Source organism: Pseudomonas algeriensis (genome assembly GCF_048847255.1).
Taxonomy (GTDB): Bacteria; Pseudomonadota; Gammaproteobacteria; order Pseudomonadales; family Pseudomonadaceae; genus Aquipseudomonas.
Genome location: NZ_JBKKRK010000015.1, coordinates 72,211 through 97,411 on the forward strand (window position 1 = coordinate 72,211; position 25,201 = coordinate 97,411).

Sequence of the window (25,201 nt, forward strand, 5' to 3'; positions counted from 1 at the left end):
TTAACAATGGCTGAACGTCTGAATAACGACTTCCAGTTCATCGATGTCGGGCGCAAGGATCCGAAGAAGAAACTGTTGCGTCAACGCAAGAAAGAGTTCGTGGAAATCTACGAGCCTTTCAAACCCCAGCAGTCGGCCGACCAGGCCCACCGTTGCCTGGGTTGTGGTAACCCGTACTGCGAATGGAAGTGCCCGGTGCACAACTTCATTCCCAACTGGCTGAAGTTGGTGGCTGAGGGCAACATCCTCCAGGCCGCCGAGCTGTCCCACCAGACCAACACCCTGCCGGAAGTCTGCGGCCGGGTGTGCCCGCAGGATCGTCTGTGCGAAGGTGCCTGCACCCTCAACGACGGTTTCGGCGCGGTGACCATTGGTTCGGTGGAGAAGTACATCACTGATACCGCGTTCGCCATGGGCTGGCGCCCGGACATGTCCAAGGTCAAGCCGACCGGCAAGCGCGTGGCGATCATCGGCGCGGGCCCGGCGGGCCTTGGCTGTGCCGACGTGTTGGTACGTGGCGGCGTGACCCCGGTGGTGTTCGACAAAAACCCCGAAATTGGTGGCCTGCTGACCTTCGGCATCCCCGAGTTCAAGCTGGAAAAGACCGTGCTGAGCAATCGTCGCGAAGTCTTCACCGGCATGGGCATCGAGTTCCGCCTGAACACCGAGGTGGGCAAGGACGTGACCATGGAGCAACTGCTCGAAGAGTACGATGCGGTCTTCATGGGCATGGGCACCTACACCTACATGAAGGGCGGTTTTGCCGGTGAGGACCTGCCGGGCGTCTACGACGCGCTGGACTTCCTGATCGCCAACGTCAACCGCAACCTGGGCTTTGAAAAGTCGCCGGAAGATTTCGTCGACATGAAGGGCAAGAAGGTCGTGGTGCTCGGCGGTGGCGACACGGCGATGGACTGCAACCGCACGTCGATTCGCCAGGGCGCCAAGTCGGTGACCTGCGCCTATCGTCGTGACGAAGCGAACATGCCAGGCTCGCGCAAAGAGGTGAAGAACGCCAAGGAAGAAGGCGTGAAGTTCCTCTACAACCGCCAGCCGATCGCCATTGTCGGTGAGGACAAGGTCGAAGGCGTGAAGGTGGTCGAGACCCGTCTCGGCGAGCCGGACGCCCGCGGTCGCCGCAGCCCCGAGCCGATCCCCGGTTCCGAAGAGATCATCCCGGCGGACGCCGTGGTCATCGCCTTCGGCTTCCGCCCGAGCCCGGCGCCATGGTTCGAGCAGTTCAGTATCCAGACCGACAGCCAGGGCCGCGTCGTTGCCCCGGAGCAGGGTCAGTACAAGCACCAGACCAGCAACCCGAAGATCTTCGCCGGTGGCGACATGGTCCGGGGTTCCGACCTGGTGGTGACGGCGATCTTCGAAGGCCGCAATGCGGCGGAAGGGATCCTGGATTACCTGCAAGTCTGAGCCGCGTCCAGACCTGAAATGGGGTAACCCTGTAGGAGCGAGCTTGCTCGCGATGGCGGTAGATCAGTCGCCAGATGCGTTGGCTGACATGCCGCCATCGCGAGCAAGTCGGGGCGCCGAATCGTCGCTCCCACAGTTGTTTGTGGTGTTTTGGAAGACTGCGTTGCACCGCGACAAATTGCCCCGATAGATAAAAGGCACGGCTCTTGCCGTGCCTTTTACGTCGCGCTCTGAGAAAATGCCCGCACTTTTTTTCCGGATGCCGACATGACTGCCCTGAAGAACGACCGCTTCCTTCGCGCCCTGCTCAAGCAACCCGTAGACGTCACCCCTGTGTGGATGATGCGTCAGGCCGGTCGCTATTTGCCGGAGTACCGCGCCAGCCGCGCCAAGGCCGGTGACTTCATGAGCCTGTGCATGAATCCGCAGTTCGCCTGCGAAGTCACGATGCAGCCGCTGGACCGCTACCCGCAACTGGACGCGGCGATCCTGTTTTCCGACATCCTCACCATCCCCGACGCCATGGGCCAAGGCCTGTACTTTGAAACCGGCGAAGGCCCGCGCTTCAAGAAAGTCGTCAGAACCCTGGCCGACATCGAGGCCCTGCCGATCCCCGATCCGCAGAAGGACCTGGGCTACGTCATGGACGCGGTCAGCACCATCCGCCGTGAACTCAACGGTCGCGTCCCGTTGATCGGCTTTTCGGGCAGCCCTTGGACGCTGGCGACGTACATGGTCGAAGGCGGCTCGTCGAAGGATTTCCGCAAGACCAAGGCGATGCTCTACGACAATCCGCTAGCCATGCATCTGCTGTTGGACAAGCTGGCGCAGTCGGTCACGTCGTACCTCAACGGCCAGATCATGGCCGGTGCCCAGGCGGTGCAGATCTTCGATACGTGGGGCGGCAACCTGTCGGCGGCGGCGTACCAGGAGTTCTCCCTGGCCTACATGCGCAAGATCGTCAGCGGCCTTATCCGCGAGCACGAAGGTCGCAAGGTCCCGGTGATCCTGTTCACCAAGAATGGTGGGCTGTGGTTGGAGAGTATCGCCGATGCCGGCGCCGATGCCTTGGGCCTGGACTGGACCTGCGACATCGGCAACGCCCGCCAGCGTGTCGGTCACAAGGTCGCGCTGCAAGGCAACATGGACCCGACCGTGCTGTATGCCAAGCCTGAAGCCATCCGTGCCGAAGTCGGACGCATCCTCGCCAGCTATGGCAAGGGCAGTGGCCATGTGTTCAATCTCGGCCACGGCATCACGCCGGAAGTCGACCCGGAACACGCCGGCGCCTTCCTGCGCGCGGTGCATGAGTTGTCGGGCCAATATCACGACTGATTTCAGCCCTGTCCTACCCGCCTGTCCGGCCCCTACCGGACGGGCTTTTTTATGTCTGGCTGTTTATGTGTTGCTCGCTTCACTAGTCAATTGTTTGGATTGGATGGAAGCGTTTGCCTTTTTGTTTGGTGACTATTTTTATTTGTAAGAAACGTCTTTAGTTGTGGAGAGATAAAGAGATTCAGAGATCCTTCCTTCTATCTTGGGTGATTTGTCCTACATAGGGATGCTCGAACTTTCTATAAGGTTCCGCTCGGTTGAAAGAGCAGGAGCTGATAGCTCTGGCACGCCCTTTCAAGAGAGTGCAGCACGTCGCTGCATCCCGAGATTAGTCTGGATCTTATATGAATAATAATTTCAACAAGCGCAGCGTTTTGACAGGCTGTGCATCTTCGCTATTGCTATTGGCAAGTACGGTCGCGTCGCAGGGGGTCTTCGCCCATGGATATTTGGAAGTTCCGCCTTCACGGGCATTACTGTGCCAGAGAGGCGATAACCAAAACTGCGGCGGCGCGCAGTACGAACCGCAAAGTACCGGCGAAACCTTCAAGGGTTTTCCCAACGGCGCCGGTGGCGCGCCGCTGCAAGGACCTGTCGACGGTAAAATCGCCAGCGGCGGTATCCCGCTCTTTTCCGCCCTTGACGCGCAGTCGGCCACGCATTGGCATCTGACTGAGATCAGGGACCGCAACATTGCCTTTCAATGGCAGTACACCGCGGTGCATCCGGCGACCAAACACGAATATTTCATTACCCGCGACGGTTGGAATCCAAACGAATCACTCAAGCGCGCCTCGTTCGACAGCGCGCCGTTCTGTACGGTCGATGGAGGTCACCAGGTTCCGGTGGGCGGGGCCAAGCACCAGTGCGTCATTCCCGACAGCAAATCAGGCCATCACGTGATCCTGGCGGTGTGGACGGTGGGCGACACTGACGCCGCTTTCTACAATCCGGCGGATGTGAACATTCTTGCCGAAGCGGCGCTGCCGGGCGGTTGGTCGCCGGTGGGTAGCATTGCGCCGTCGACCCCCTTGCTGGTGGGGGACAAGGTCAAGGCCCGGGCGTTCTCCTCAGCCGGTGAAAATAGCGAATACAGCGTCGAAATCGGCATCGACCATGCCGAAGAAGCCAAGCCTGAGAACTGGTCGTTCAAATTGGCCGAGGCGATCAACAACGCACACACGCTGATTCGCGCGGGTATTCGTGACGAAGAAGGCAGTATCACTCCGGTCAAGGGCGCCAACACCCTCTATGCCCAGAAGGAAAGCGGCGTGAACCGCTACGAAGTGCAATTGGACATGCAGGAAGACGCTGGCGCGAGCATGGAAATCACTGCCTTGCAGCCGGAATACGTTCTCGACAAAGGCCGGGTAACCCTGGCGTTCACCGCGCAGACAAACCGCAAGATGCGGCTTGAAGCCACGCTGTTCGACGAGAAGAACAAACCAGTCGGCGTGGAGACTCGGACGGTAGGGGCGGGTAGCACCGGCCTGAACCTGGACGTGCGCAGTGCCCCGGGCGCCCATACGCTCACCCTTGTGGGGACTACCGAGGACGGGCGGACCACTCGCCAGGCGACTCGGAGCGTCACCTTGACCGGTGAAGGCGCCGGTATCGAATACGATTTTGTCTTCCCTGACGGCATCGCTGACTACACCGCCGGCACAAAAGTCTTGCAACCCAAGACTGACGAAGTCTTCCAGTGCAAGCCGTTCCCCGCGTCTGGCTATTGCAAGCAATACAGCCCGACCTCGAACGGCTTTGAGCCGGGTGTTGGTGCTTCGTGGCAGAACGCTTGGGACAAGCTGTAGGTCCTGGCAGGCAAGGCTCCAGGCGATTCTCGCGAATCGTCTGGAGCCTTCTGATGAGGAGGCTGTGATGCCTATCAATGACCGTTTGCTGAAGATCCTGCCGCTGATCATACCGCTGGCTTACGGGGCGTTCCTCGCCGGGCAAGAATGGCGGTTTCGCCAGGGATCGAGCGGTGATGTACCGGTAGTTACCGACCCGCAGAAAGCCGCTGTTCGCGAATTGCCCAATGTCCTGGCGGTTGCGACCGTGCTCGGGCTGGCACCTGAAGGCGCCCAGGTACCGAGCGCGGAGCCGATGACCTTGCAAGCCAGCTTCGTGACCGGCCAGGGCTTGTCCCGGGCATTGCTGGCGGACGCCGCCGGCCCGCGTATCTACCAGGTGGGCGAACGCTTGCCGAGTGGCAGCGTGTTGCGCCGGGTGGAAGCCCGCCATGTGACGTTGTGGCGCAACGGACGTGAAGAGCGATTGGCGCTGCATCCACCGGCCGAGCCATTGCTGCGCCGGCTGGATTCGGAAGACAACCGCCAGGCGGTTCTCCCTTCCTCGCAATACCTACGCCCGGTCGCCGGGCAATAAGAGTGATCGAAAAGATGAACAGCTTTATCGGGGGGCTTGCATCAAGGGTGCTGCTCTGCCTTGTCGTGTCCTGCCCGCTGGTGCTTGCCGATTCGCTGCGGGCCGAGGAAGCCCGTTGGCAGCTGGCGATGAACAATGCGGAACTGCGCGATGTGGTCGAGGAGTTTTCAGCGATCCTAGGCAAGACAGTTGTGCTCGATCCCCGGGTATCGGGACGCATTACCGTGATGTCCCGCCAACCGCTCGATCGCGAGGGGGTGCGGCGGCTGTTTTATTCGGTGCTCGACGCGCATAACTTCACCGTGATCGACGAAGGCGAGCGGATCCTGATCATCCCGGTCGGCGATGCCAAGACACGCGCCGCGGTCGCTGATGCCAACAACGCGACGCCATCGCAGTTCGTCACCCGGGTCATCGACTTGCAATCGAGTGTCGCCGCGGACATTGCCGGGTTGGTCCGGCCCCTGGTGTCAGCCAGTGGCTACGTCGGCCCATCGGTATCGTCCAATGCGCTGGTGATCACCGACAGCGCCGCCAACGCCCAACGCATCGCAGGCGTGGTGCGGCAGTTGGATTCGGGCCGCAATCGCAATCATGTAGTGGTGCCGTTGCGGCATGCTCAGGCCAGGGATATCGCGCCGCTGATGGAAGCCGCCGGCGGCAAGCGCGAGGGCGATACGGCCGGCCTGGTGATTGCCGATGCCCGCAGCAATCGCCTGGTGATCATTGGTTCCCCGACGGTGCGCCAGCGCCTGGTGGATCTGGCCCGCACCCTCGACGTTCCGGCCGCCGCATCCCAGGACAACGCACGGGTCATCCGCCTGCGCCACCTCGATGCCAAGGCATTGGCCGAGGTACTGGAAGGCGTTGGACAGGACAAATCCAATCCGGGGGCTCTGGCCGGCCAGCGGGAAGGCGCCGGCACCGGGCCCTTCATGATCAAGGCGGACGAGAGCCAGAATGCACTGGTGCTGATCGCCGATCCGGCCCAGGTCCGCACCATTGAGAAAATCGTTCGTGAATTGGATCAGCCTCGGGCCCAGGTGCTTATCCACGCCGCCATCGTGGAAATTTCCGGGGATATTACCGACGCGCTGGGGGTGCAGTGGGGACTCAACGCCGGCAGCGCCAAAGGGATCATCAATTTTCCGGGAACTGATATCCCGATCATCGGCAACCTGAATTTCAATGAGCTCGACCGTGCGCCGGAAGGTGCAGTCTTGCGCCTGGGAAGCGATCGCTTCAGTGCGTTGGTCTCGGCGTTGGCCAGCAATACCCATAGCAACCTGCTTTCCACACCCAGCCTGCTGACCCTGGATAACCAGGAAGCGGAAATCATCGTCGGCCAGAACGTGCCATTCAAGACGGGCTCCTACGCCACCAGCGGCAACGGCGCGGACAATCCCTTTACCACCGTGGAGCGCAAGGACGTTGGCATCAGCCTCAAGGTCAAGCCCTACATCAACGAAGGATCGACCTTGCGCCTTGAAGTGCAGCAGGAGGTTTCGGACATCGCGCCGTCCGTCTCGGGCGTGGACTCCTCCGACCTGATTACCAACAAGCGCGCCTTGAAGAGCACGATCCTGGCGGACGACGGCGAGATCATCGTGATCGGCGGGTTGATCCGCGACAGCGTCCGCACCCAGCAAAGCGGCGTGCCGCTGCTGCGCAGCATTCCGTACCTGGGCGCGCTGTTTCGCTGGAACCGCGACACCCAGACCAAAAGCAACCTGATGGTGTTTTTGCGTCCGACCATCGTGCGCAGCAACGAAGACCTCGCCGAGGTCAGCCGCCAGCGCTACGACGCGCTCCGGGAACTGAGCAAGCCTGGCTCGCAAAGAAACAATTCGCTGCTGTTGCCTCGGGATGCTCGCCACTTGTTCGAGTCGTCCTCGCAGCCGCCCATGGGTGATTCCGATCAACTGCGCCCGGAGCCCCTGTGACTGATCCGCGAGCGTCGTTGCCCTTTGGTTTCGCCAGGCGCCTGGGAGTGCTGCTGGAAGGCGAAGGGCCGGACTTGAGCCTGGTCATGCGCCGCGATGCGCCGCTGACCGCCCTGGCTGAAGTGCGGCGCCTGTGCGGGCGGGACTTGCCCATCCAGCTTGTGGAAACGGCTCCATTTGCCGCACGTCTGGCCAGCGTCTATCGCCAGGGGCAGAGCGCCGCCGAGCAGGTTGCCCAAGGCTTGGACGAGGAGCTGGACCTGCTCAGCCTGGCCGACCAGATGCCGCGGACCACGGACCTGCTGGAACAGCAGGGCGATGCGCCGATCATCCGGCTGATCAATGCCTTGCTCAGCGAGGCGGTCCGCGAACACGCCTCGGACGTGCATCTGGAAACGTTCGAGCAATACCTCTCGGTCCGCATGCGCATCGACGGCCAGTTACAGGAAATGCTCCGGCCGCGCCGGGAGCTGGCGAGCCTGTTAGTATCACGAATCAAGGTCATGGCGCGTCTGGACATTGCCGAGAAACGCGTGCCTCAGGATGGGCGAATGGCGTTGCGCCTGGCCGGGCACGAAGTCGATGTGCGGGTCTCGACCCTGCCTTCGGCCCATGGCGAGCGCGTGGTGTTGCGCCTGCTCGACAAGCAGGCCGGGCGTCTGGAGCTACAACGCCTGGGCCTACCCGACGACACCCTGGCCAGCCTGCGCCGATTGCTCGGCAAGCCCCACGGCATAGTGCTGGTCACCGGGCCCACGGGGTCGGGGAAAACCACCACGTTATATGCGGCGTTGAGCAGCATCAACGACCAGAGCCGCAACATCCTCACCGTCGAAGACCCCGTCGAATACCACCTGCCGGGCATCGGTCAGATGCCCATCAACCCGAAAGTCGACATGACGTTCGCCCGTGGCTTACGGGCCATTTTGCGCCAGGACCCGGACGTGGTGATGGTCGGTGAAATACGCGACCGCGAGACCGCTGAAATCGCCGTCCAGGCGTCGTTGACCGGGCATCTGGTGCTGTCGACCCTGCACACCAACACCGCCGTCGGTGCGGTCACGCGGCTGGTGGACATGGGCGTGGATGCGTATCTGCTGGCGTCGTCCCTCGCCGGCATCGTCGCCCAGCGCTTGTTGCGCCGCCTGTGTCCGTCCTGCGCGACGCCTTATGTGGCCGATGCGGCTACCTGTCGGCGCCTGGGCCTCGAAGCCGACGCCGCGCCTCGGTTGTTCAAAGCCCAAGGCTGCGAGCAGTGTCAGAGAGGCTATCGCGGGCGCTTCGGCATTTATGAGCTAGTGAACGTCAGTGCTGGCCTGTCGCAGCTGATCCACCAAGGCGCTACCGAGCAGGCGCTGGCGGACGAGGCGCGCAAAACCTCTTGCAGCCTGTTCCAGGACGGTCGAGCGCGAGTGCTGGAAGGCCTGACCAGCGTCGATGAACTGCTACGCATCACCCAGGAGGATTAGCACCTTGCCGACCTTCGATTATCGGGCCGAGGACGCCCAAGGCCGACGCCGCAAGGGCCGCGTGGAAGCCGACAGCCTTCGTCATGCCCGCCAGGTGCTGCGCGAGCGCGGCTGGTTGCCCAGCGAAGTGACCGAAGCCAAGGCGCAGCGAAACTTGGGCGGACGGCATGCGGGGGGGCGTTTGAGTTCGGCGGACCTGGCGCTGCTGACCTTGCAGTTGTCCACGTTGATCCAGGCCGGCCTGCCCCTTGAGGAATCCCTCGGAGCGGTGGCGCAACAGAGCCAGAAGCGGCGCATCGCGCACTTACTGGCGGCGGTGCGCAGCCGGGTGATGGAGGGTCACGCGCTGGCGACGGCGCTGAGGGCATTTCCCCAGGCGTTCCCAGACTTGTTCTGCGCCACGGTTGCGGCGGGCGAACAATCCGGCCATTTGGGCCAGGTGCTGGAACAACTGGCCAGCTACACCCAGGCGCGCCAGGCATCGCGCCAGCGCATTCAGTTAGCACTGGTCTATCCAATGATTCTGATGCTGGCCTGCGTCGCGATTGTCGCTTTTCTGCTGGGCTACGTGGTGCCGGACGTCGTGAAGATTTTCATCGACAGCGGTCAGCCGTTGCCTTGGCTGACCCAGGCGCTGATCGCCGTGAGCGATGGCTTGCGCCGCTATGGCCTGTTGATGCTCGGTGCGCTGGCCGGGCTGTTCGGGCTGTGGCGCTGGAGCCTGCGCCAGCCGGCGTGGCGCCTGCGCTGGCATCGTTTGCTGTTGCGGCTGCCGCTGTTGAGCGAATTGCTGCGGGCGATGGAGGCGGCCCGATTCGCCAGCACGCTGGCGATCCTGAGCAAAAGCGCCGTGCCGCTGGTGGATGCCCTGCACATCGCCGCGCAAGTGATCGGCAACCTGACGATTCGCGCCCGCATGGCCGAAGTCGCCCGTTCGGTCCGCGAAGGCGGGACGCTTACGCGTGGCCTGGAGCAGGGCGGCGATATTCCGCCGTTGATGTTGCACATGATCGCCAGCGGTGAGCAGGCCGGCGAACTCGACCACATGCTCGCCCGTGCCGCCGAACAACAGGAGGCCAGCCTTGCGGCGCGCATCGCGCTGGTGGTGAGCCTTTTCGAACCGGCCATGTTGGTGCTGATGGGCGGCGTCGTGCTGCTGATCGTCATGGCCATCCTCCTACCAATCCTGAGCCTCAACCAATGGGTGAATTGATCCGATGAAACTTCAAAGCAATCGTCCTGCACGGCCTCAACGCGGCTTCACCTTGATAGAGATCATGGTGGTGGTGGTCATCATTGGCGTCCTGGGTGCCATTGTCGTGCCGCAATTCATGAGCCGCCCCGACCAAGCCAAGGCCACGGCCGCTCGGACCGACATCCAGGCGATCGCCACGGCCCTGGAAATGTACCGCCTCGACAACTTTCACTATCCCTCGACCCAACAAGGCCTGGCGGCATTGAACACGCGCCCGACCGGCACGCCCGCGCCCAGGAACTGGAATCCCCACGGATATCTGAAAAGCCTGCCGGTCGATCCCTGGGGCACGCCCTACCAGTATCTCAATCCTGGGCAAAAATCCCTGGATGGCAGCTATGACCTTTATTCCCTGGGCGCCGATGGCGTGGCCGGCGGTGAAGGAATGGCGGCGGACATCGGCAATTGGGCCGAATGAACATGGATCGTCGATGCCGGGGCTTCACCTTGCTGGAACTGATGGTCGTCATCGTCTTGATTGGCGTCCTGGCAGGCATGGTCCGCTTCGCCACGGGGACGAGCCCGACGCGTGAGGCCCGACAGCAGGCCCTGGATTTTGTCGGTGTGGTGCAGCAGCTACGTGAGCGGGCGGTATTGGAGGGCCAGGAATATGGCGTGCGGGTGCAGCTTGACGGTTATCAGGCATTGCGGCTCGAAGCCCGTGGCTGGACGGCGGTGTCGGCATGGCGTCGCTTGCCTGAGGGGCTGATGCTTGGGTTGGAACAGGACGGTCATGTCCTGCGCCTCGATGATGTGCCAGGGCCACCGCAATTATTACTGCTCAGCAGTGATGAGATCAGCCCGTTCAGGTTACGCATCAAAATGGCCGGCCAGGCTGTTTCCAGCGTATCCAGCGATGGCCTGGCGCAGCTGCGGATCGATGAATAGCGCGCGCCGGCATGTCGCCGATTGTCGGGGCTTCACGTTGCTGGAGGTCATGATCGCCTTGGCAATTTTCGCAACGCTGGCGGCGGCTGTGCTATCGGCGAGCCAGTTCGTGCTTAAGCAAAGCGCCAGGCTTGAAGAGCGCCTTTTCGGCGCGTGGCTGGCGGACAACCAGTTGAGCGAATTGCGCCTGCAAGTTGAGACGCCGATTGGTCGGCAGCGATTGGACCGGCACTTGAATGGCCGTGGCTGGGTCTTGCAGCAACGTATTGTTCCGGCCTGTGACGGGCAGCTGCTGCAGGTCGAGATCCAAGTCAGCCGTGTCGACAGCCCGACCTTCGTACACCGCACCACCGGATGGATCCGCAGCCATGAATAAGCAGTCGGGTTTCACCTTGTTGGAGCTGGTCATCGCTATCGCTATTTTTGCCTTGCTCGGCCTGGCCGGCTGGCGACTGTTCGATGGCGTCGCGCGGGCCCAGCAGGGGGCGGGGCTGCATGAGCGCGACATCAGGGCCTTGCAGCGTGCCATCAGCGTGATCGAACGAGACGTCTGGCAGGCGGTGATCGGCTCGGTGGTGCTTGTATCCGAGGGTTTGAAGCTGCAGCGCAGCCACTGGCGCAACCCTCTCGACCAGCCGCGCAGCGAACGGCAAACGGTGAGCTATCGGCTTGAGGGGACCGAGCTGTGGCGCGACAGTGTCGGTGAAGGCACGACGTTCGTGCAGCGGCAAAAATTGCTCGACGACGTGCGTAGCCTGCAGTGGCGGATATTCGATCAGCAACGAGGCTGGGGCAACGAAACCGCAGGCGGTACGCCGCCGTTGGCGGTGGAATTAGTCATCTCGACGGCGCGTTTCGAGCGGATTCGCCGAGTGCTGCCGTTGCCGGGCGCACGGTCATGAACCGAGAGCGAGGTGTTGCCTTGATCAGCGTGTTGCTGGTGCTGAGCCTGGCGTTGTTGCTGGTCGGCGGCATGTTGCGCAGTCATCGGCTGTTATTGCAGAGCAGCGCGCAGCAACTGCAACAGCTTCAGTTACGTCAGTTGGGGCTGGCAGGGGAAGCCTGGGCGCTGTTGAGAATCGAAGACAGTGGGATAACGCCGTCCGGGCCAGTTGACCTGAGCCAGGATTGGGCCCGGCTGGGGCCCGGATTGGAAGTGGACGGCGCCGAGCTGCATGTCCATGTCGAGGATTTGTCGGGGCGCCTGAATCTCAATGGGTTGCTGGCGCTGGGCCAGATCGATCAGGTGACCCTCGGTCGCTGGAGCCGGCTGATCGCCTTGTTGGACCTGCCGCCACTGTCGTTGCCTCAGGTCGGGCCGGTGCAGGAATTGAGTCAACTGCGCCTGTTACCGGGCATCGACGGCCAGACGCTACAGCGCCTGGAGCCCTGGGTGGTGTTATTGCCCAAGGAGGCGCGACTGAACATCAACACCGCGCCGCAGCGCTTGTTGATGAGTCTGGATGGTCTGGAGGCCGGGCCAGCGGAGGCGCTGGTCAACCAGCGTCGCCAGGCGCCATACGCCAGCGTGCAGGCTTTCAACAACGACCCACTGGTCTCCGGATTAGGCCTTAGCAGTCATGGGTTAGGGGTGGGAAGTCGGTGGTTTCGGATCACTGTGAGCGTGATCCGCGCCGGTAGCCGTGTACGCCTGGCCTCGGATATCGAGCTTGATCCCGTCAGTGGGCGCGTGACGGTTCGCCAGCGCCGTTTTTTACCGTTTATCCCCAGTGAGCTTCCTAGATGAAAAACTGGCTTTACCTGACCGTCGAAGGCCTCGACGCGCCTTGCGCCAACTGGCCCTGCTGCGTGTGGTCGCCAGCCGGCGAACGCCGCCGCTTGCCTTTGCAGCAGGCCGCCAACGAATTGAACGGCAGGTTTGTCGACGTGTTGCTGCCCATGGAAATGTGCAGTTGGTTGCGCAGCGATCCGTGGCCCTCTCGACGTCAACCAAGGCCTCAGGCCTTGGCATTCGCCATCGAAGAGCAACTGAGTGACAACCTGGAGGTGCTGCACATCAGTATCGGCCCACGGGACCGCCGACACCGCTACTCGATGATGGTGACGGAGCGGGCTCGGTTCCAAGCGCTGCTGACGTTGCTCGGCGCACAGGGCATCAACGTTCGGACAGTGCAGGTCGATGCCGACCTGTTCCCTGATGACAAGGCGTTTGCCGTGCGGTGGTTCGGTCGCTGGTTGCTGGGCGGAGAATTGTCGGCACGGGTAGCGTTGTCGACGAGGGCCTTGGCAACGCTCAAGCCTGAGCTGCCCGAGGGCATCCACTGGTTGGATGAAGAGCGCGATCGTCCAGGCATCGATCAATGGGTACTGGACGCCGGTGGACATCCCATCGACCTGTTGCAGGGTGAGTTCCGTCGGCGCCGTCGACCTTTGCCGTGGCGCGGTGCTTCAGCCGCGCTGATGGGGATGTTGGTACTGACCTGGGCTTTTAGCGAAGCACGAGTGCGTTTTCTTGAAGATGAAACCCGACTTATATATGCCCAGAGCGAGCAACGATTCCGATCGCTGTACCCCGGGCAGGCGCTGATCGCCGACCTGGCGGTGCAGTTCGAGGCAATGCAAAAAGACCGACACGTGGGCCAAAGGGACACCCAGGTTGCGCGTCTGGTTCGCCTGGCGGAGCAAGTCATAGGCGCCAGCAACGTCGAAGTGCAGCGCATCGATTTTCATGACGGCGAAGGCTGGAAAATCCAACTGACGGCCAATAGCTTCGCTGAACTTGAACAATTGCGTGAACGTGGACAGCAGAACGGGTTGCCGGTCACCCTGAGCAGCGCCAGCAAACAGGACAACCGTGTGCAAGCCATCCTCAGGCTGGAGAAAACCGGATGACTTTCCACAACTTGGCGGTTCTGAAACAGCGTTGGGGACGCCTATCGCGCCGTGAACAGAGTTTGTTGGTAGGGCTGGTCGGGCTGTTGTGCATGGTGCTGGCTTACACCTCGATATGGCAGCCGACTCGGCAACGGCTGGAAATCGCCGAGCGCCAGCATCGTCAACATTCCCGATTGCTGGCGCGGATCTTGCGCGCCGAACCCACCCGGCCGATAACGAGCATCGCGGGGTTGCTGTCGGTGCGAGTCAACGAGAGTGCGGAGAAGGCTGGGTTGGATATCGCGGAAATGGAAGTTGACGACGATTTGTTGCGGCTCGCCGTCAACGGCGATGCCAAGCCGCTGCTTCATTGGTTGGATCAACTGGAGCGGCAAGGCACGAGGTTGCAGTCGCTGGCCTTGGAAGCGGAAAACGGCGTGTTGCGGGCTCAGGTGGTTTTGCGTCAATGACTCGGGTTTCACTTTTGTCGGGACAGTGAACTATCCAAGCCTAGATCTGCAAGTTCCCCGGCAGCAGCGGCAGTTTCGCCAGTTTCACCGCCACCAACAATGCAATCACCAGCAACGTCCCGATGAACACGCCGACACCGTTCCAGCCTCCCAGGTGCCACGCCACGCCGCCCGCGGTGCCCGCGACGCTGGAGCCGGCGTAGTAGCTGAACAGATAAAGCGACGACGCCTGCCCCTTTGCCTTGAGGGCGCGACGGCCAATCCAGCTGCTGGCGACCGAGTGCGCCCCGAAGAAACCGAAGGTGAACACCAGCATGCCGATGATCAACAGCCATAGCGGTGTGAACAAGGTCAGGACGAGGCCCGCCAACATCAGGGCGATGGTCGCCCAGAGCATCTTGCGACGCCCGAGCTTGTCGGCCATGGCGCCCACCTTCGCCGAGCTGTAGATGCCGGAAAGGTACACCACTGAAAGCAGCCCGACGAATGCCTGGTCCAGGTGATAAGGCGCGGCCAGCAGGCGGTAGCCAATGTAGTTGAACAGCGTCACGAACGCGCCCATCAACACGAAGGCTTCAAGAAACAGCAGCGGCAGGCCGGCGTCGCGAAAGTGCATGATGAAACCGTCCAGCAGACTGCGTGGATGCAGCGACCGGGGGCGGAAATTGCGCGATTCAGGAAGAATCCGCCAAAACACCGCCGCCGCGATCAAGGCCAGGCCGCCGATTACCAGCATTGCGGTGTGCCAGCTGACGAAGTCGATCAACACGCCGGCGATCAGGCGCCCGCTCATGCCGCCAATCGCGTTGCCGGCGATATACAGCCCCATTGCCAGGCCGATGTGCTTGGGATGAATTTCTTCGCTCAGGTACGTCATCGCCACCGCGGCCAAGCCACTGAGCGACAACCCCACCAAGGCGCGCAGGACAAGGACGCCTTGCCAAGTGGGCATCATGGCACTGGCGATTGTGCAGAGCGCCGCGGCAAACAGCGCCGCCACCATGACCGATTTACGACCGATACGGTCGGAAATCGGGCCGGTGATCAACAGGCCGATGGCAAGCAGGCCGGTCGCCACCGACAGGATCAAGCTGCTCTGGGCGGCGTTGATTGAAAACTCCAGGGACAGCAGCGGCATCATCGGCTGCACGCAATACAGCAGGGCGAACGTCGCGAAGCCGCCACAGAACAAGGCGAGCACCGTACGCATGAACATCGGCGTGCCTTTTTCAATGAAGATGTCTTTGAGTTCGGCGCCGACGTTCTCCTCTGTGCGAGACGGGACTTCATGGGCCAGTGGAGCGGTAGCAGTTTTCACGGTGGACCTCGGGAGCACGACCAGGCAGGCGTTGAAAAAAGCATATAGCCGGCTAATGTTTCTATCCAATATATTATTCGACCTGTTTAAGACGTTTTGCGACCTATTGGATTACCCATGGAATTGCGCCACCTGCGTTACTTCATCGCCGTTGCCGAAGAATTGCATTTCGGCCGCGCCGCGCTGGCCCTGGGCATCTCTCAACCGCCCTTGAGCCAGCAGATCCAGGCGCTGGAAGAAGAAATCGGCGCGCGGTTGTTCGAGCGCACCAATCGTCGGGTCGAACTGAGCGAGGCCGGGCGGCTGTTCCTGGAAGAAGCCAGACGCGTGCTGGCGCAAGTCGACAAGGCGGCCGACGTAGCGCGCCGTGCCCAATTGGGAGAATTGGGCGAGCTGAAAATCGGTTTCACGTCCTCGGCACCGTTCAATTCGACCATTCCCCAAGCGATCTTCAACTTTCGCCAACGCTTCCCGGCCGTCCACCTCAACCTGCGAGAGATGAGTAGCACCCAGGTTTCCGATGCGTTGGTGGATGAAACCATCGAGGTGGGCATCATGCGGCCGTTGCCGTTGCCCGATTCACTGGTGGAAATCGAGCTCAGCCGCGAGCCCTTGGTGGCCGTGCTTGGCGCCAAGCACCCGCTTGCCCAGGGCAGCGACGAAGGCTTGTACCTGTCGGCGCTGGCCCACGAGCCTTTCGTATTTTTCCCACGAAGCTACGGCAGCGGTCTTTACGCCCAGCTATTGAATCTGGCCCGCGACGCCGGTTTCAGTCCGCACTTCGCCCAGGAAGCAGGGGAGGCCATGACCATCATCGGCCTGGTGGCGGCTGGCCTCGGGGTCTCGGTGTTGCCGGCGTCTTACCAACGCATGCGTATCGACGGCGTGGTCTATCGGCCGCTGCTAGACCCGGCGGCGGTTTCGGCGGTGTGGCTGGTCCAGCGCAAGGACCAGCGTTCGCCGATGGCCGCGGCGTTTGTGGCGTTGTTGACCGACGGAGCGGATTCACCCGGATCCTAGGCTCTGTACGCAATGTATCCGCGGTCCACGGGCTGACCTGGCACTCTTGCTCAATCCCCCCAGACCGTAGCGTTTCGGGTCGCGTGATAGTCGTAAAAACCTTGGAGGGTCCAGGTATCGCCGTGACGTTCGAACGCGGCGCGCCATGCGCCTCTTCCTCCGCCAAAACCCAACTGGGCCATGTCGTACCAGTAATATCGGTTGATTTTTTTTCTGGTGATCCTGCCGGCACGGAGGTCATCCATGATCTCCATGACTTTCACCCTGGCGGTTCCCGGGAAATTGTCATATGACATCTGCGCCTCAGCCAATGGGCTGATCGTCACCGTGTACCTGGGAATAACGGTGGGAGCCTGCGGCGTGATAGCGGCTGGAGCAGAAGCGGAGGCCTGTCCGGTGACCTTGTTGGAGGCGGCTTGGGTGACCAGCTCGATATCGAAAGGGCTGTAGTTTTCAAGGGTTCTGGTGAAATTGTTGATGTCTTCTTCAGTGGTGAAAAATGCGCTTCGCTGGGTCTTGCCTCGGTTGACGATAATGTAGGGGATCTTGAAATTCCTGATCTCGGTGAGTAACCCGGGTCTGTGTCGACGGGCCCTTTCTTTCCTGAATTCGTCGATGATCTTGACCTGATACTCCGGCGAATCCAGGTACGCTTGCCTTGCGGCCGCCACAGCTGGCCCGTCCCCGGTAAACATCGTGTCCAACTTGGCGTCCATGGAGTTTTCCACGTACTTCACCGTGTCGGTAATATCCTTGGCTATCCTGTCGGCAGCCTCTTTTTTCTTTCCCGTTTTCGGGACGATCACAATGTATTTCGCACCCGTGACGTTGTCGGGCAATATCGTTGTGCTTACTTTGAGTTGATGGTCGAGCGTGAACTCATCCTTGTGCTTGACCAGCGTCTCATACAGCCGCATTTTTTGCGGCGGGGTGAGGGAAAAGTGTTTTCCTTTTTGAAGATTGTCATTCGTTCGCTCAACCAGTTCCCAAATACAGATTTTATTGGCCAGGTTCTTACGGTGAGCTTTATGCCTGGCAAAATTCTGTCGATTTACGGTTCTCATCAATGAGCGGTAAGTCTCGACGTCGGTCGCGCCAACGTCATCGATACTTTCCTTGAGTATGCGTTCGGCCAAGGTCTCAGGCATCGTGCGGACGACACGCTTCGTCATGTCGACGACTTCGCGAGGCAGGTCATGCCCGTTGGGCAGCACGCCCTCCACCAGTGCGTTGAAGGTTCGATCTTCGGCACGCTCCGGATCCCGGCTGAAATACCCGCCTCCGCCGAGCAGACGCTGCCGCTCCTGCAGGGTCCATTGGCCGTTTTCCCACGTCACTGCGCGCTGGTCCGTGCGGTTGCTCGGTGTGTAGATGACTCGTTCGCCGTTCTGGAAAGCCGTTTTGAAGTAATCCTTCCCGAGCCTCAGATAACCCTGTCCGTGCACATCCCTATAGAGGCTGCGCCCCTCGGGCAGCAGCCCCTTGCCATCGAAGCCTTTGAGCTGGAACGGCTTTAGCTGCGGGTCCGGCATGCGAGGCAGCGATGCCAAGGCCGGATGGGCCTTGCCCCGACGCCGTGTCGCGCGGGCCATGATCAAGTCTTGCCCGCCCTCGGCCAGCACCTCACCCAGCCCGCGGATGAAATCGCTCGTCCACTGGCCGACGCTGCCCTCTTCATCCTGTATCGCCGAGACGGCGGCACCGCCTGCCAGGGTCGGCAAGATCGCTCGTCCCAATATCCCACCCAAGCGGCCCACCGGAACCATGGACATAGCCCCGGTCAACAGGGCTACACCGTTGCGACGCCCTTCCCGAGCCGCTGCGCTGTCGCGTTCGGCGTTGCTCACTGTCAGGGTCTGTACCGTTTTGAGGACATGGGTTATCTGCGTTTCATGCAATGCCTTCAACAGGTCGCCCTCGACCACGGGCGAAGTGACGTTGAAGGCGAAATCGTTTCGAGCCCTGTCCCTTGTCCATTTGAAAACCGATTGCGTGACCTTTTTTATTTTCGCTTGGACGGTCAGGTCATCTTCTGCCGGCAACATGCCTGCGACCTGAGCGGCTTGCTCCGGCAACGGAAGATGGGAGATCAGCCAGCGGGTCATCTCCGGGGTGGCCGTGAGGGTCTGCGCCAACGCTGTTTGCAACGCCCGTCCGCTGCCTGATGCATCCACGTCCCTGAAGGTTTTTCCGTCCGGCGCACCCGGCGTGTACAAGGTCAACGAAGGACGGCTGGCGAATGACTTCACTCCGAACGCAAGCAGGTCCTTCAACACGCTGTCGCCCCAATGCAATTGCCGGACGACCACTTCATGCCCGTTGACCTTGCCACGTCCCGCCGATCCAGGGCGGTCCAGTGCCGCCAGGACCAGCTTCAAGCCGGTGTTGTCCTTGTCGTGTCGCAGGTCTCCAGAGATATGGGCCGCCCACACCTGGGCCCGCATGTGCTTGGCTTTCACACCCATCCATTGAGTCTGTCGCTCCCGTGCCATGCGTTGCAGCACAGCCGGAAGGCGCGCACCCACGTCGGCCCGCTCGATGACGTCGACAATCTGTGCAAAGCTCAACGGGCCAACGACGGTGTGGTGGGCTGCCTGGCGCTCCTCATCCGTCAGGTTGGACATCGCCCAGTCCGTCAGCAAGCGCGTGTCGTCCTGGAACGCTTTGGCACTGCCCATTGAGACCCCAGACCTGAACGGTGAATGGCCCGTCGGCGCGTGCGGATCGACCGTCTCTTTTCGGATACTCAAGGTTATGTCGTCAGGATCAGCCGCTGGGTACTTCGCTTTGATGAAGCCGGCCAGCAGCGTGCGAGCCTGGTCCCGAATGGCCTGCGCAGTGCCCATTGAAACCGGGTCCGGCGGCGCCGCCATAGCGGTGAGGGTTTCTTGTAAGGCCTGCGTCGCCTGCCACCACGCCAGACGGTCGCTGCCGATGATATGGGGGCTGGCGTGCAGCCAATGATGCAGGCTCTTGAGCTTCAGCCGAAACTCACGTTCGTCCAGGGCGCCTGCCAGATCCAATCGCATTCCAAGGTCCGCTGCGGCGTCCAGCCGATGCATCCAACCGGAGATGTTTTCCCCGTCGACAACATCGCTCGACAAGGCATCGCGGATGGCGGCTTTTTGCGTTGTCCGCACGTCCGTGACCAGACGCGTCAGGAAGCTTTGCTCCAACGGCACGAGTTCCACCTCATCTGCGGTGCTGTCGCCTATGAAGGAAATCTTCAGTTGCTTTGAATCTTCGTAGACCTCCAACGGCCTACCGGGACGGTACAGCACGGCACCTCCCCAATCCACGTCCGCGTCATGTCGCGACAGGACAGCGGCGCTGGTTACCGGAACGGACAATCCCCAATCATTGAAAGCGGCGATCAGGCTGTACACCCCGGGCCTGGTACCCTCCGCCAGCTGGCTACGAGACGCCGCGTCCGGCGCCGACAGCGAATCCATTACCGCCTTATGCATCGGCGGGCTCAGCGTTCTGTCATGCAGATGAAGGTTCGCCAGTGCCGTGAGTTGCGCAGCGAGTTCGTTCGCCAACCAGTCACTGACGTTTCGTCCCTGGCTGAACGCGGCCGGCGTATCCCAGAAGTCATCCAACGCTGTCATGAGCAGCTGTTCATAAGCGACTGGCGTGGTACCGAGCAGTCGCTGGAATTGTTTTTTCGCCGCGGGACTGTTCAGGGCGGTGGGCACTCGCTTGGAGCCGTCCATTTCCACGACTATTTCAAGGCTGTCCAGATCAGCAAAGCTATCGCTGATATCTACCTGGCCGGCAATGGCGCGCCAGAAAAAATGTTCAAGGCCGGCAATATCTTCTTTTTTTTGTCTGGGGCTTTGCCCGTTGGGTTCACGTTCCGATTGAGAGAGCCGGGCCTTCTGCGATGTGCGCACGAAAAGCTGATCGACCGCCATATCGCCCGCGACGGTGGGGAAGGTTCGCTTGAACCAATATTCCAAGTGTTGCCTGGTGACCCGGCAAGGACGTGGCGCGGCCTTGCTCAGGTTTATCATTTGCCGCTGCGAGGCGCTGATCTGGCGTGTCGATTCGGCACTGGGATCGCTGGCGCCATTGCCCTGTGGAATGTTGGGCTGGGGCGGTGAGTCGTTATCCAACATGGGCTCTTCCTGGGAAAGTTTCGGAAGAGGCAAGCTATTGGAGAACGCCGACGCAGGAGCGGTAAATAAATACCGCACGATGGGAAGGGCGACGGTGCAGTCGTCAGCTTCGGGTTACGAATTTCGGGGATGTGGATATTCCGTGTAATGCAGGAATGCCAGAATTGCGTCGCGAGTAGCTTGCGGTTGCTCTTCAAGGAGCCAGTGCCCGGTATTTTTCAATATCAGCGAGTGTGGTTGCGCGGCAATGCAAGCGGCCTGCTCGGTCAGCGTCCGCCCTCGGGAATGATCGCCGCCGATGGTGAGTACCGGACCCGTCAGCTTGTTCCTGGAAAACTCCAGGTTGTCCTTGGCGTCGTATTCCACCCAGGCTGAGTAAAGTTTGAATGCGGCCTCCATTCGGCCAGGCCGGGCGTAGTCGGTTACCAGGGCCTTGCGCACTTCATCCGGCACTTTGTCGTTGCCTTCGAAGACAAAGTCATCGAAGAACATGTCCAGGTAGGTTCTTTCCTGCCCTTTGATCAAGGTGATAGCTGTTTTGCCAAAAAACCGGAAATGCCATTTGCTCGCAATGCCGGTTGACGGGTCGCTGTTGTAGGCACTTTCCCAGCCGGGAATACCGGGAAGGAATCCGTCCATCAATATCAGGTGCTTGGTGTCATCTGGATAAAGCGCGGCGTAGGCGTAGGCAATGATCAACCCCATATCGTGGCCAATGACATCGACTTGCTTGAGCTTCAGATGCATCACCAATTCGTGCAGGTCATGGGCCATGTTTTTCTTGTCATACCCAACGCTGGAAATATCCGTTTCACCCGCGCCGCGATAGTCAGGAACGATGGGGGTAAAACCCGCCCGCACCAACGGCCCGATCAACGGCTCCCAGTTGCGCCAACTGCCCGGAAACCCATGCACCAGCAGGACCGGCTGCTCACCATCGCCGCAGATCACATAGTGCAGGCATATTCCATTCACATGTACGTAAGCGTGCGTCAGCTTCACATCGTCAACCACCACGTTCTGTTCCCCGGCCGTGGTTGCGCTGTGGGGTGAGGAAGACGTGGAGACGACGCCTGACCAGGTTATCGTGTCCATCAATTTCTTATCCATCGGTGGGCCGTAGTTGTTAGAGATCAACATACGAGTGGTGGCTCGGAGGGCGAACAGCCGGCCGAACGTTGACCTAAAACATCCTTGGGGTTGAGGAATGTTTTTCGTGTTTAGAATCTGGAACCGCTTTGAAGCTTTTGGATACTGTCAGAGTTGACAGGTCCGACGGGCGGTAAATTTTGGCTAAAGCTCACGGGCTAAGTCCGCTTTTCGGATTCCTCTTGACGGTAGTAGATGCGACTCGGGGCTGGAACGCTTTATCTGTCACTTCTAGTAAAGGGTTCATGAGTCAACGTTGATTATTTGTCGAGGCATCCGGCAAGCCAATGGGGGGTTCCAGGTTTTCCAATGCGCGATTGACCAGCAATTCGCCCAGCTCCGTCAGTTGCAGGAGAGCTATCGCCATGCTGCGATGTGAGCCGTGCAATTCGCCAGCAAGGTCGCTGGATATGACGTTGAGTGAAGCGAGGGTTTCGCTGGCATGGCAGAGCAGGGACTGGGTGTCGATGTTGGGAAGGATAGTGAAGATGTTACCGACGGGCCCAGGTAGTTCCTGATTTTGTCGACTGAAGGGTGAAAGGTGATTAGTAGCAGCTTCGTTGCGGGTCGGGGCGTCAGAAATAACCCTTTTCATTTGCAGCTCCTTGCAAGATTTGGGAAGGCGCCAGCCCATACGTCCCGCAGGGCGTTGATTGCCATAAGTCGAGGGTGACGGTCGCGTCTATTTATTACCAGAAAAATCTGTTCTTTTAACCAAGTTATTGAACGTCTGTGTAAATAAATGATTCATGTTCTGGTGTTTTGAATGTACCGGCCTAAATTGTTGTTGGATGTGCGGAAATCTTCCTGCACGTTGGGAGTTTTCTGTAGGAAAAAAGTATCGCGATGTCGATGTATATAAGTCTGTAGGAATTGTCGTTAGTTGCGCTGGGCGTGGCATATCGCTGTTTTTTTCAAAAAGCAGTGAGTGTAAGATATGCATGCCAAATAGTTTATTTTGTAACGCCTTTATCAAAATCGTGATTCACTTCGGTTGAAGCAGATGGTGGTGCGTATATGCACAGAAGAGACAGGGCTGAAAAGCTAAAAAATAATATTAGATATCTCATAAAAAGTCGCGGTGAGACGCGATTATCATTGTGCAATGCAAGTGGCCTGACGAGAACGACAATCTATAATATTTTGGAAGGGCGGGTAATCAATGTCCAGCAGTCTACCATTCGAAAAATATCTGATTTTTTTGGTGTATCTTATGAAGAAATCGAAACCGTGGACTTTGAGGAGCGAGAGGTAGTAGAAAATAGTTTTTCCCAGTTTGGGAATATGAATCCCGCAGCAGTACCTATCATCATGGAGAGCCAACTGCTTCGAAGATTGGATAGGAGGATTGGTGAGTTGGTCGTTGATGGCCCATTGACTTATTACTTTGGTGCTGCGAGCAATTTGGTGGCTGTTTGTCTTGAGAGTGATATTGACGGATTTTACGGTTCGGGTGATCTGTTGATAGTGAAAAAAGGTGCGCCGAGCAGCGATGGTGAGACATTGATATATAACAAGGTGACAAAAAGATTATCCGTGGGCAATGCTTTGCAGCAACAAGCTAACATGGATCTGGTTGTTGGGCTGATCATGGAGGAAAGATTCAATGGTCAGTGATGCCGAGAATAGTAGGTACAGATTGCTAGGCTTTGAAAAAACCAAAAATACTGCCGTGATAATGGTGGTTTCTACCGGGCGGGTCTTGAAGGTAAGGTTGGGCGAGTTGCTGGGCAGTGAAATTATTGACAATCTTAGCCAAATTGAAGTGAAGGAGATCTATAGGAAGTTTTATTCTGGTGGGACTGCTTTGACTGTCTACGATGTAAGAGATCGTAATGAGCGTTCATGGATGGTGTACGCTGTACTGAATTTGCTGTTGTTTTCTTTGTATATATTCACTAATGTTTCTGCGGCAAAACTTGTGTATATAGAAGCGTTGGGGGTGGTGGTCACTCCCGGGGTTTTTCTTTACCCGCTTACCTTTCTTGTGGTTGATATACTGAACGAGTCCTATGGGCTCCGACTCGCGAGGAAGGCGATATACCTGGCCTTTGTAAGTAATGCTTTCATTCTCCTGCTGTTGAGTATGACAAGTTGGCTTCCAGGGATGGCTGGTTGGCAACTTGACGCGGCTTATGAAGAAGTCATCAAACATGTATCATCGGCGCTAGTGGCTTCATCGGTTTCTTTTTTATTCTCCGAATACGTTAACGCTTACCTGCTGAATAAAATAAAGGAGCTGACAAATTCGAAATATCTATTCTTTAGGGTTTTGCTGAGTACATGTTTTGCTGTGGTTATCGATAGTTTTCTTTTCTGTTTTATCGCGTTTTACGGGGCGTTGCCAAGCGAAGAAATATTAAAGATAGTTTATGTGCAAATTATCATAAAAATGTCTGTGGCTGTTTTTAGTGTGTTTCCCGCTTACGCGGCAAGATCGATGTTCAGAAAATATGTGGTTGGCGCGCAATCTGTATGAAAAAGGTGGGTGTCGGGTCACAGCCCACCTCAACTAGCTTTTAGAGGTGTATCTTGCCTCTCAAAGCTTCTGCAACTTTATCTCTTTGATCAAGGAACTCATCTAGGCCCTTTGCTCGAAGGCTACAAGCATCACAGGTCCCGCAGCCACTACCTTTTATGCCGTTGTAGCAGGTTAGCGTATGGTCACGAACCAAATCCAGTTGGTCATGGTAGGCCGCCAGTGCCCAAGTCTCAGCTTTATTGAGCCACATGAGCGGGGTCTCGATACTCAGTTTGTAATCCATGCCTGATTCAATCGCGGTATTCATTGCCTTGACGAAACTATCGCGACAATCCGGGTACCCGGAAAAATCCGTTTCGCACACTCCTGTGATAACTGTTTCAGCACCTACCTGATAAGCGTAAATAGACGCCAACGTCAAAAATAGAATATTGCGACCCGGAACGAAAGTGTTAGGCGGACCCTTTTGTGTATTGCTTGCCGCGGGGACAGGAATATTGTCGCGAGTCAAGCTGCTGACCGCCAGTTCGCTCAATAACGTTGTGTCCAACACCTTATGCGCCGTCACGCCAAAGTGTTCGGCCAGTTCTTTTGCCACTTCTATCTCGGCGCGATGCCGTTGCCCGTAGTCGAAGGTAATGCAATGGATTTCGTTGTACTTGGGTAAAGCGTGGATCAGGCAGGTGGTGGAATCCTGGCCTCCGCTGAATACGATCACAGCTTTTTTTATTGCTTCTTTCATTCTTGGATTCCTGGCTGGTGGTCGGGAACGTGACCCTAGCGCGAGGTTCAAGGGTTTTGTTGTGGGAAGTTTCGGAAATTATGTACTCCGATTTCTGATCTTTGCTTGGCGTCTCCTGGCCCGAGGTTGAGCGAGAGAGCGCTGCTCAGCACGATGATCGCCCCTATGATGACTATTGTGGACGGACGTTCAGCCAGCATCATCAAGGCCATCAGCAGAGTGGTTGGCGGTACCAGATAAGGGCCATGGATGCCCGGCACATGTTGCACCTCGTTCGGCAGCCCGGTGCGAATGTGTCGGAGAAGGAGTTTGAAAAGGGGGGCCAGTTAGTCTGCTGGGGGCCGCTGCGCAGCCCAGCGGG

The 25,201-nt window shown here is 59.1% G+C and carries 22 protein-coding genes; 17 read left to right on the plus strand and 5 right to left on the minus strand.

Annotated elements, in window-relative coordinates; translation table 11 throughout:
* Positions 1 to 6 precede the first annotated feature (6 nt).
* The 14 genes from ACLK1G_RS20295 (at position 7) to ACLK1G_RS20360 (ending at position 14,008) form a co-directional block, all read left to right on the plus strand.
* Positions 7 to 1,425, plus strand: coding sequence for an FAD-dependent oxidoreductase (locus tag ACLK1G_RS20295; protein ID WP_003196992.1), 1,419 nt, complete (start codon positions 7 to 9; stop codon positions 1,423 to 1,425).
* Between the two features lie 267 nt (positions 1,426 to 1,692).
* Positions 1,693 to 2,760, plus strand: coding sequence for a uroporphyrinogen decarboxylase (gene hemE, locus ACLK1G_RS20300; protein WP_420767047.1), 1,068 nt, complete (start codon positions 1,693 to 1,695; stop codon positions 2,758 to 2,760).
* Positions 2,761 to 3,104: 344 nt separating this feature from the next.
* Positions 3,105 to 4,571, plus strand: coding sequence for an N-acetylglucosamine-binding protein GbpA (gene gbpA / locus ACLK1G_RS20305; protein WP_420767048.1), 1,467 nt, complete (start codon positions 3,105 to 3,107; stop codon positions 4,569 to 4,571).
* Between the two features lie 67 nt (positions 4,572 to 4,638).
* Positions 4,639 to 5,148 carry a type II secretion system protein N gene (locus ACLK1G_RS20310; protein WP_420767049.1) on the plus strand — a complete coding sequence of 170 codons (510 nt, stop codon included), beginning with the start codon at positions 4,639 to 4,641 and terminating at the stop codon, positions 5,146 to 5,148.
* 14 nt (positions 5,149 to 5,162) lie between these two features.
* Positions 5,163 to 7,091 (plus strand): type II secretion system secretin GspD, encoded by a 1,929-nt coding sequence (gene gspD, locus ACLK1G_RS20315; protein ID WP_420767050.1) that lies wholly within the window; start codon positions 5,163 to 5,165, stop codon positions 7,089 to 7,091.
* The gene (gspE, locus tag ACLK1G_RS20320) at positions 7,088 to 8,560 is read left to right on the plus strand and encodes a type II secretion system ATPase GspE (protein WP_420767051.1); all 1,473 of its coding nucleotides are present in this window, start codon (positions 7,088 to 7,090) and stop codon (positions 8,558 to 8,560) included. The genes gspD and gspE overlap by 4 nt, the downstream gene beginning before the upstream one ends.
* Before the next feature lie 4 nt (positions 8,561 to 8,564).
* A complete protein-coding gene (gene gspF, locus ACLK1G_RS20325; protein ID WP_420767052.1) occupies positions 8,565 to 9,773 on the plus strand; it encodes a type II secretion system inner membrane protein GspF in 1,209 nt (402 codons plus the stop codon).
* A gap of 4 nt (positions 9,774 to 9,777) precedes the next feature.
* Positions 9,778 to 10,233, plus strand: a complete 456-nt coding sequence (gspG, locus tag ACLK1G_RS20330) for a type II secretion system major pseudopilin GspG (protein ID WP_420767053.1) — start codon at positions 9,778 to 9,780, stop codon at positions 10,231 to 10,233.
* A 2-nt stretch (positions 10,234 to 10,235) separates the two neighbouring features.
* Positions 10,236 to 10,703, plus strand: a complete 468-nt coding sequence (gspH, locus tag ACLK1G_RS20335) for a type II secretion system minor pseudopilin GspH (protein WP_420767054.1) — start codon at positions 10,236 to 10,238, stop codon at positions 10,701 to 10,703.
* Entirely contained in the window at positions 10,696 to 11,079 is a 384-nt protein-coding gene (gene gspI, locus ACLK1G_RS20340; RefSeq protein WP_420767055.1) for a type II secretion system minor pseudopilin GspI, read from the plus strand. The genes gspH and gspI overlap by 8 nt, the downstream gene beginning before the upstream one ends.
* On the plus strand, positions 11,072 to 11,605 hold the full coding sequence (locus tag ACLK1G_RS20345; RefSeq protein ID WP_420767056.1) for a type II secretion system protein GspJ: 534 nt from the start codon (positions 11,072 to 11,074) through the stop codon (positions 11,603 to 11,605). The genes gspI and ACLK1G_RS20345 overlap by 8 nt, the downstream gene beginning before the upstream one ends.
* Positions 11,602 to 12,450, plus strand: coding sequence for a type II secretion system protein GspK (locus ACLK1G_RS20350; RefSeq protein WP_420767057.1), 849 nt, complete (start codon positions 11,602 to 11,604; stop codon positions 12,448 to 12,450). Before ACLK1G_RS20345 ends, ACLK1G_RS20350 begins: the two co-directional genes overlap by 4 nt.
* On the plus strand, positions 12,447 to 13,556 hold the full coding sequence (gspL, locus tag ACLK1G_RS20355) for a type II secretion system protein GspL (protein ID WP_420767058.1): 1,110 nt from the start codon (positions 12,447 to 12,449) through the stop codon (positions 13,554 to 13,556). Before ACLK1G_RS20350 ends, gspL begins: the two co-directional genes overlap by 4 nt.
* Positions 13,553 to 14,008 (plus strand): type II secretion system protein M, encoded by a 456-nt coding sequence (locus ACLK1G_RS20360; protein WP_420767059.1) that lies wholly within the window; start codon positions 13,553 to 13,555, stop codon positions 14,006 to 14,008. The genes gspL and ACLK1G_RS20360 overlap by 4 nt, the downstream gene beginning before the upstream one ends.
* A 40-nt stretch (positions 14,009 to 14,048) precedes the next feature.
* Here ACLK1G_RS20360 and ACLK1G_RS20365 read toward each other — a convergent pair whose 3' ends face one another.
* A complete protein-coding gene (locus ACLK1G_RS20365; protein WP_420767100.1) occupies positions 14,049 to 15,305 on the minus strand; it encodes an MFS transporter in 1,257 nt (418 codons plus the stop codon).
* Positions 15,306 to 15,443: 138 nt separating this feature from the next.
* Here ACLK1G_RS20365 and ACLK1G_RS20370 point away from each other — a divergent pair, with 138 nt between their 5' ends.
* Positions 15,444 to 16,346, plus strand: a complete 903-nt coding sequence (locus ACLK1G_RS20370; RefSeq protein WP_420767060.1) for a LysR family transcriptional regulator — start codon at positions 15,444 to 15,446, stop codon at positions 16,344 to 16,346.
* 50 nt (positions 16,347 to 16,396) lie between these two features.
* Here ACLK1G_RS20370 and ACLK1G_RS20375 read toward each other — a convergent pair whose 3' ends face one another.
* The 3 genes from ACLK1G_RS20375 to ACLK1G_RS20385 all read right to left on the minus strand — a co-directional run bounded on the left by ACLK1G_RS20375 (position 16,397) and on the right by ACLK1G_RS20385 (position 22,211).
* Positions 16,397 to 20,467, minus strand: coding sequence for a dermonecrotic toxin domain-containing protein (locus ACLK1G_RS20375; RefSeq protein WP_420767061.1), 4,071 nt, complete (start codon positions 20,465 to 20,467; stop codon positions 16,397 to 16,399).
* Positions 20,468 to 20,581: 114 nt separating this feature from the next.
* Entirely contained in the window at positions 20,582 to 21,562 is a 981-nt protein-coding gene (locus tag ACLK1G_RS20380; RefSeq protein WP_420767062.1) for an alpha/beta fold hydrolase, read from the minus strand.
* A gap of 304 nt (positions 21,563 to 21,866) precedes the next feature.
* Positions 21,867 to 22,211 (minus strand): DUF6124 family protein, encoded by a 345-nt coding sequence (locus ACLK1G_RS20385; RefSeq protein ID WP_420767063.1) that lies wholly within the window; start codon positions 22,209 to 22,211, stop codon positions 21,867 to 21,869.
* 422 nt (positions 22,212 to 22,633) lie between these two features.
* On the opposite strand from ACLK1G_RS20385, the gene ACLK1G_RS20390 reads away from it, so the two are divergent.
* Entirely contained in the window at positions 22,634 to 23,233 is a 600-nt protein-coding gene (locus tag ACLK1G_RS20390) for a helix-turn-helix transcriptional regulator (RefSeq protein ID WP_420767064.1), read from the plus strand.
* Positions 23,223 to 24,095 carry a queuosine precursor transporter gene (locus ACLK1G_RS20395; protein WP_420767065.1) on the plus strand — a complete coding sequence of 291 codons (873 nt, stop codon included), beginning with the start codon at positions 23,223 to 23,225 and terminating at the stop codon, positions 24,093 to 24,095. The genes ACLK1G_RS20390 and ACLK1G_RS20395 overlap by 11 nt, the downstream gene beginning before the upstream one ends.
* Positions 24,096 to 24,135: 40 nt before the next feature.
* Here ACLK1G_RS20395 and queC read toward each other — a convergent pair whose 3' ends face one another.
* Positions 24,136 to 24,840, minus strand: a complete 705-nt coding sequence (gene queC, locus ACLK1G_RS20400; protein WP_420767066.1) for a 7-cyano-7-deazaguanine synthase QueC — start codon at positions 24,838 to 24,840, stop codon at positions 24,136 to 24,138.
* Positions 24,841 to 25,201 lie beyond the last annotated feature (361 nt).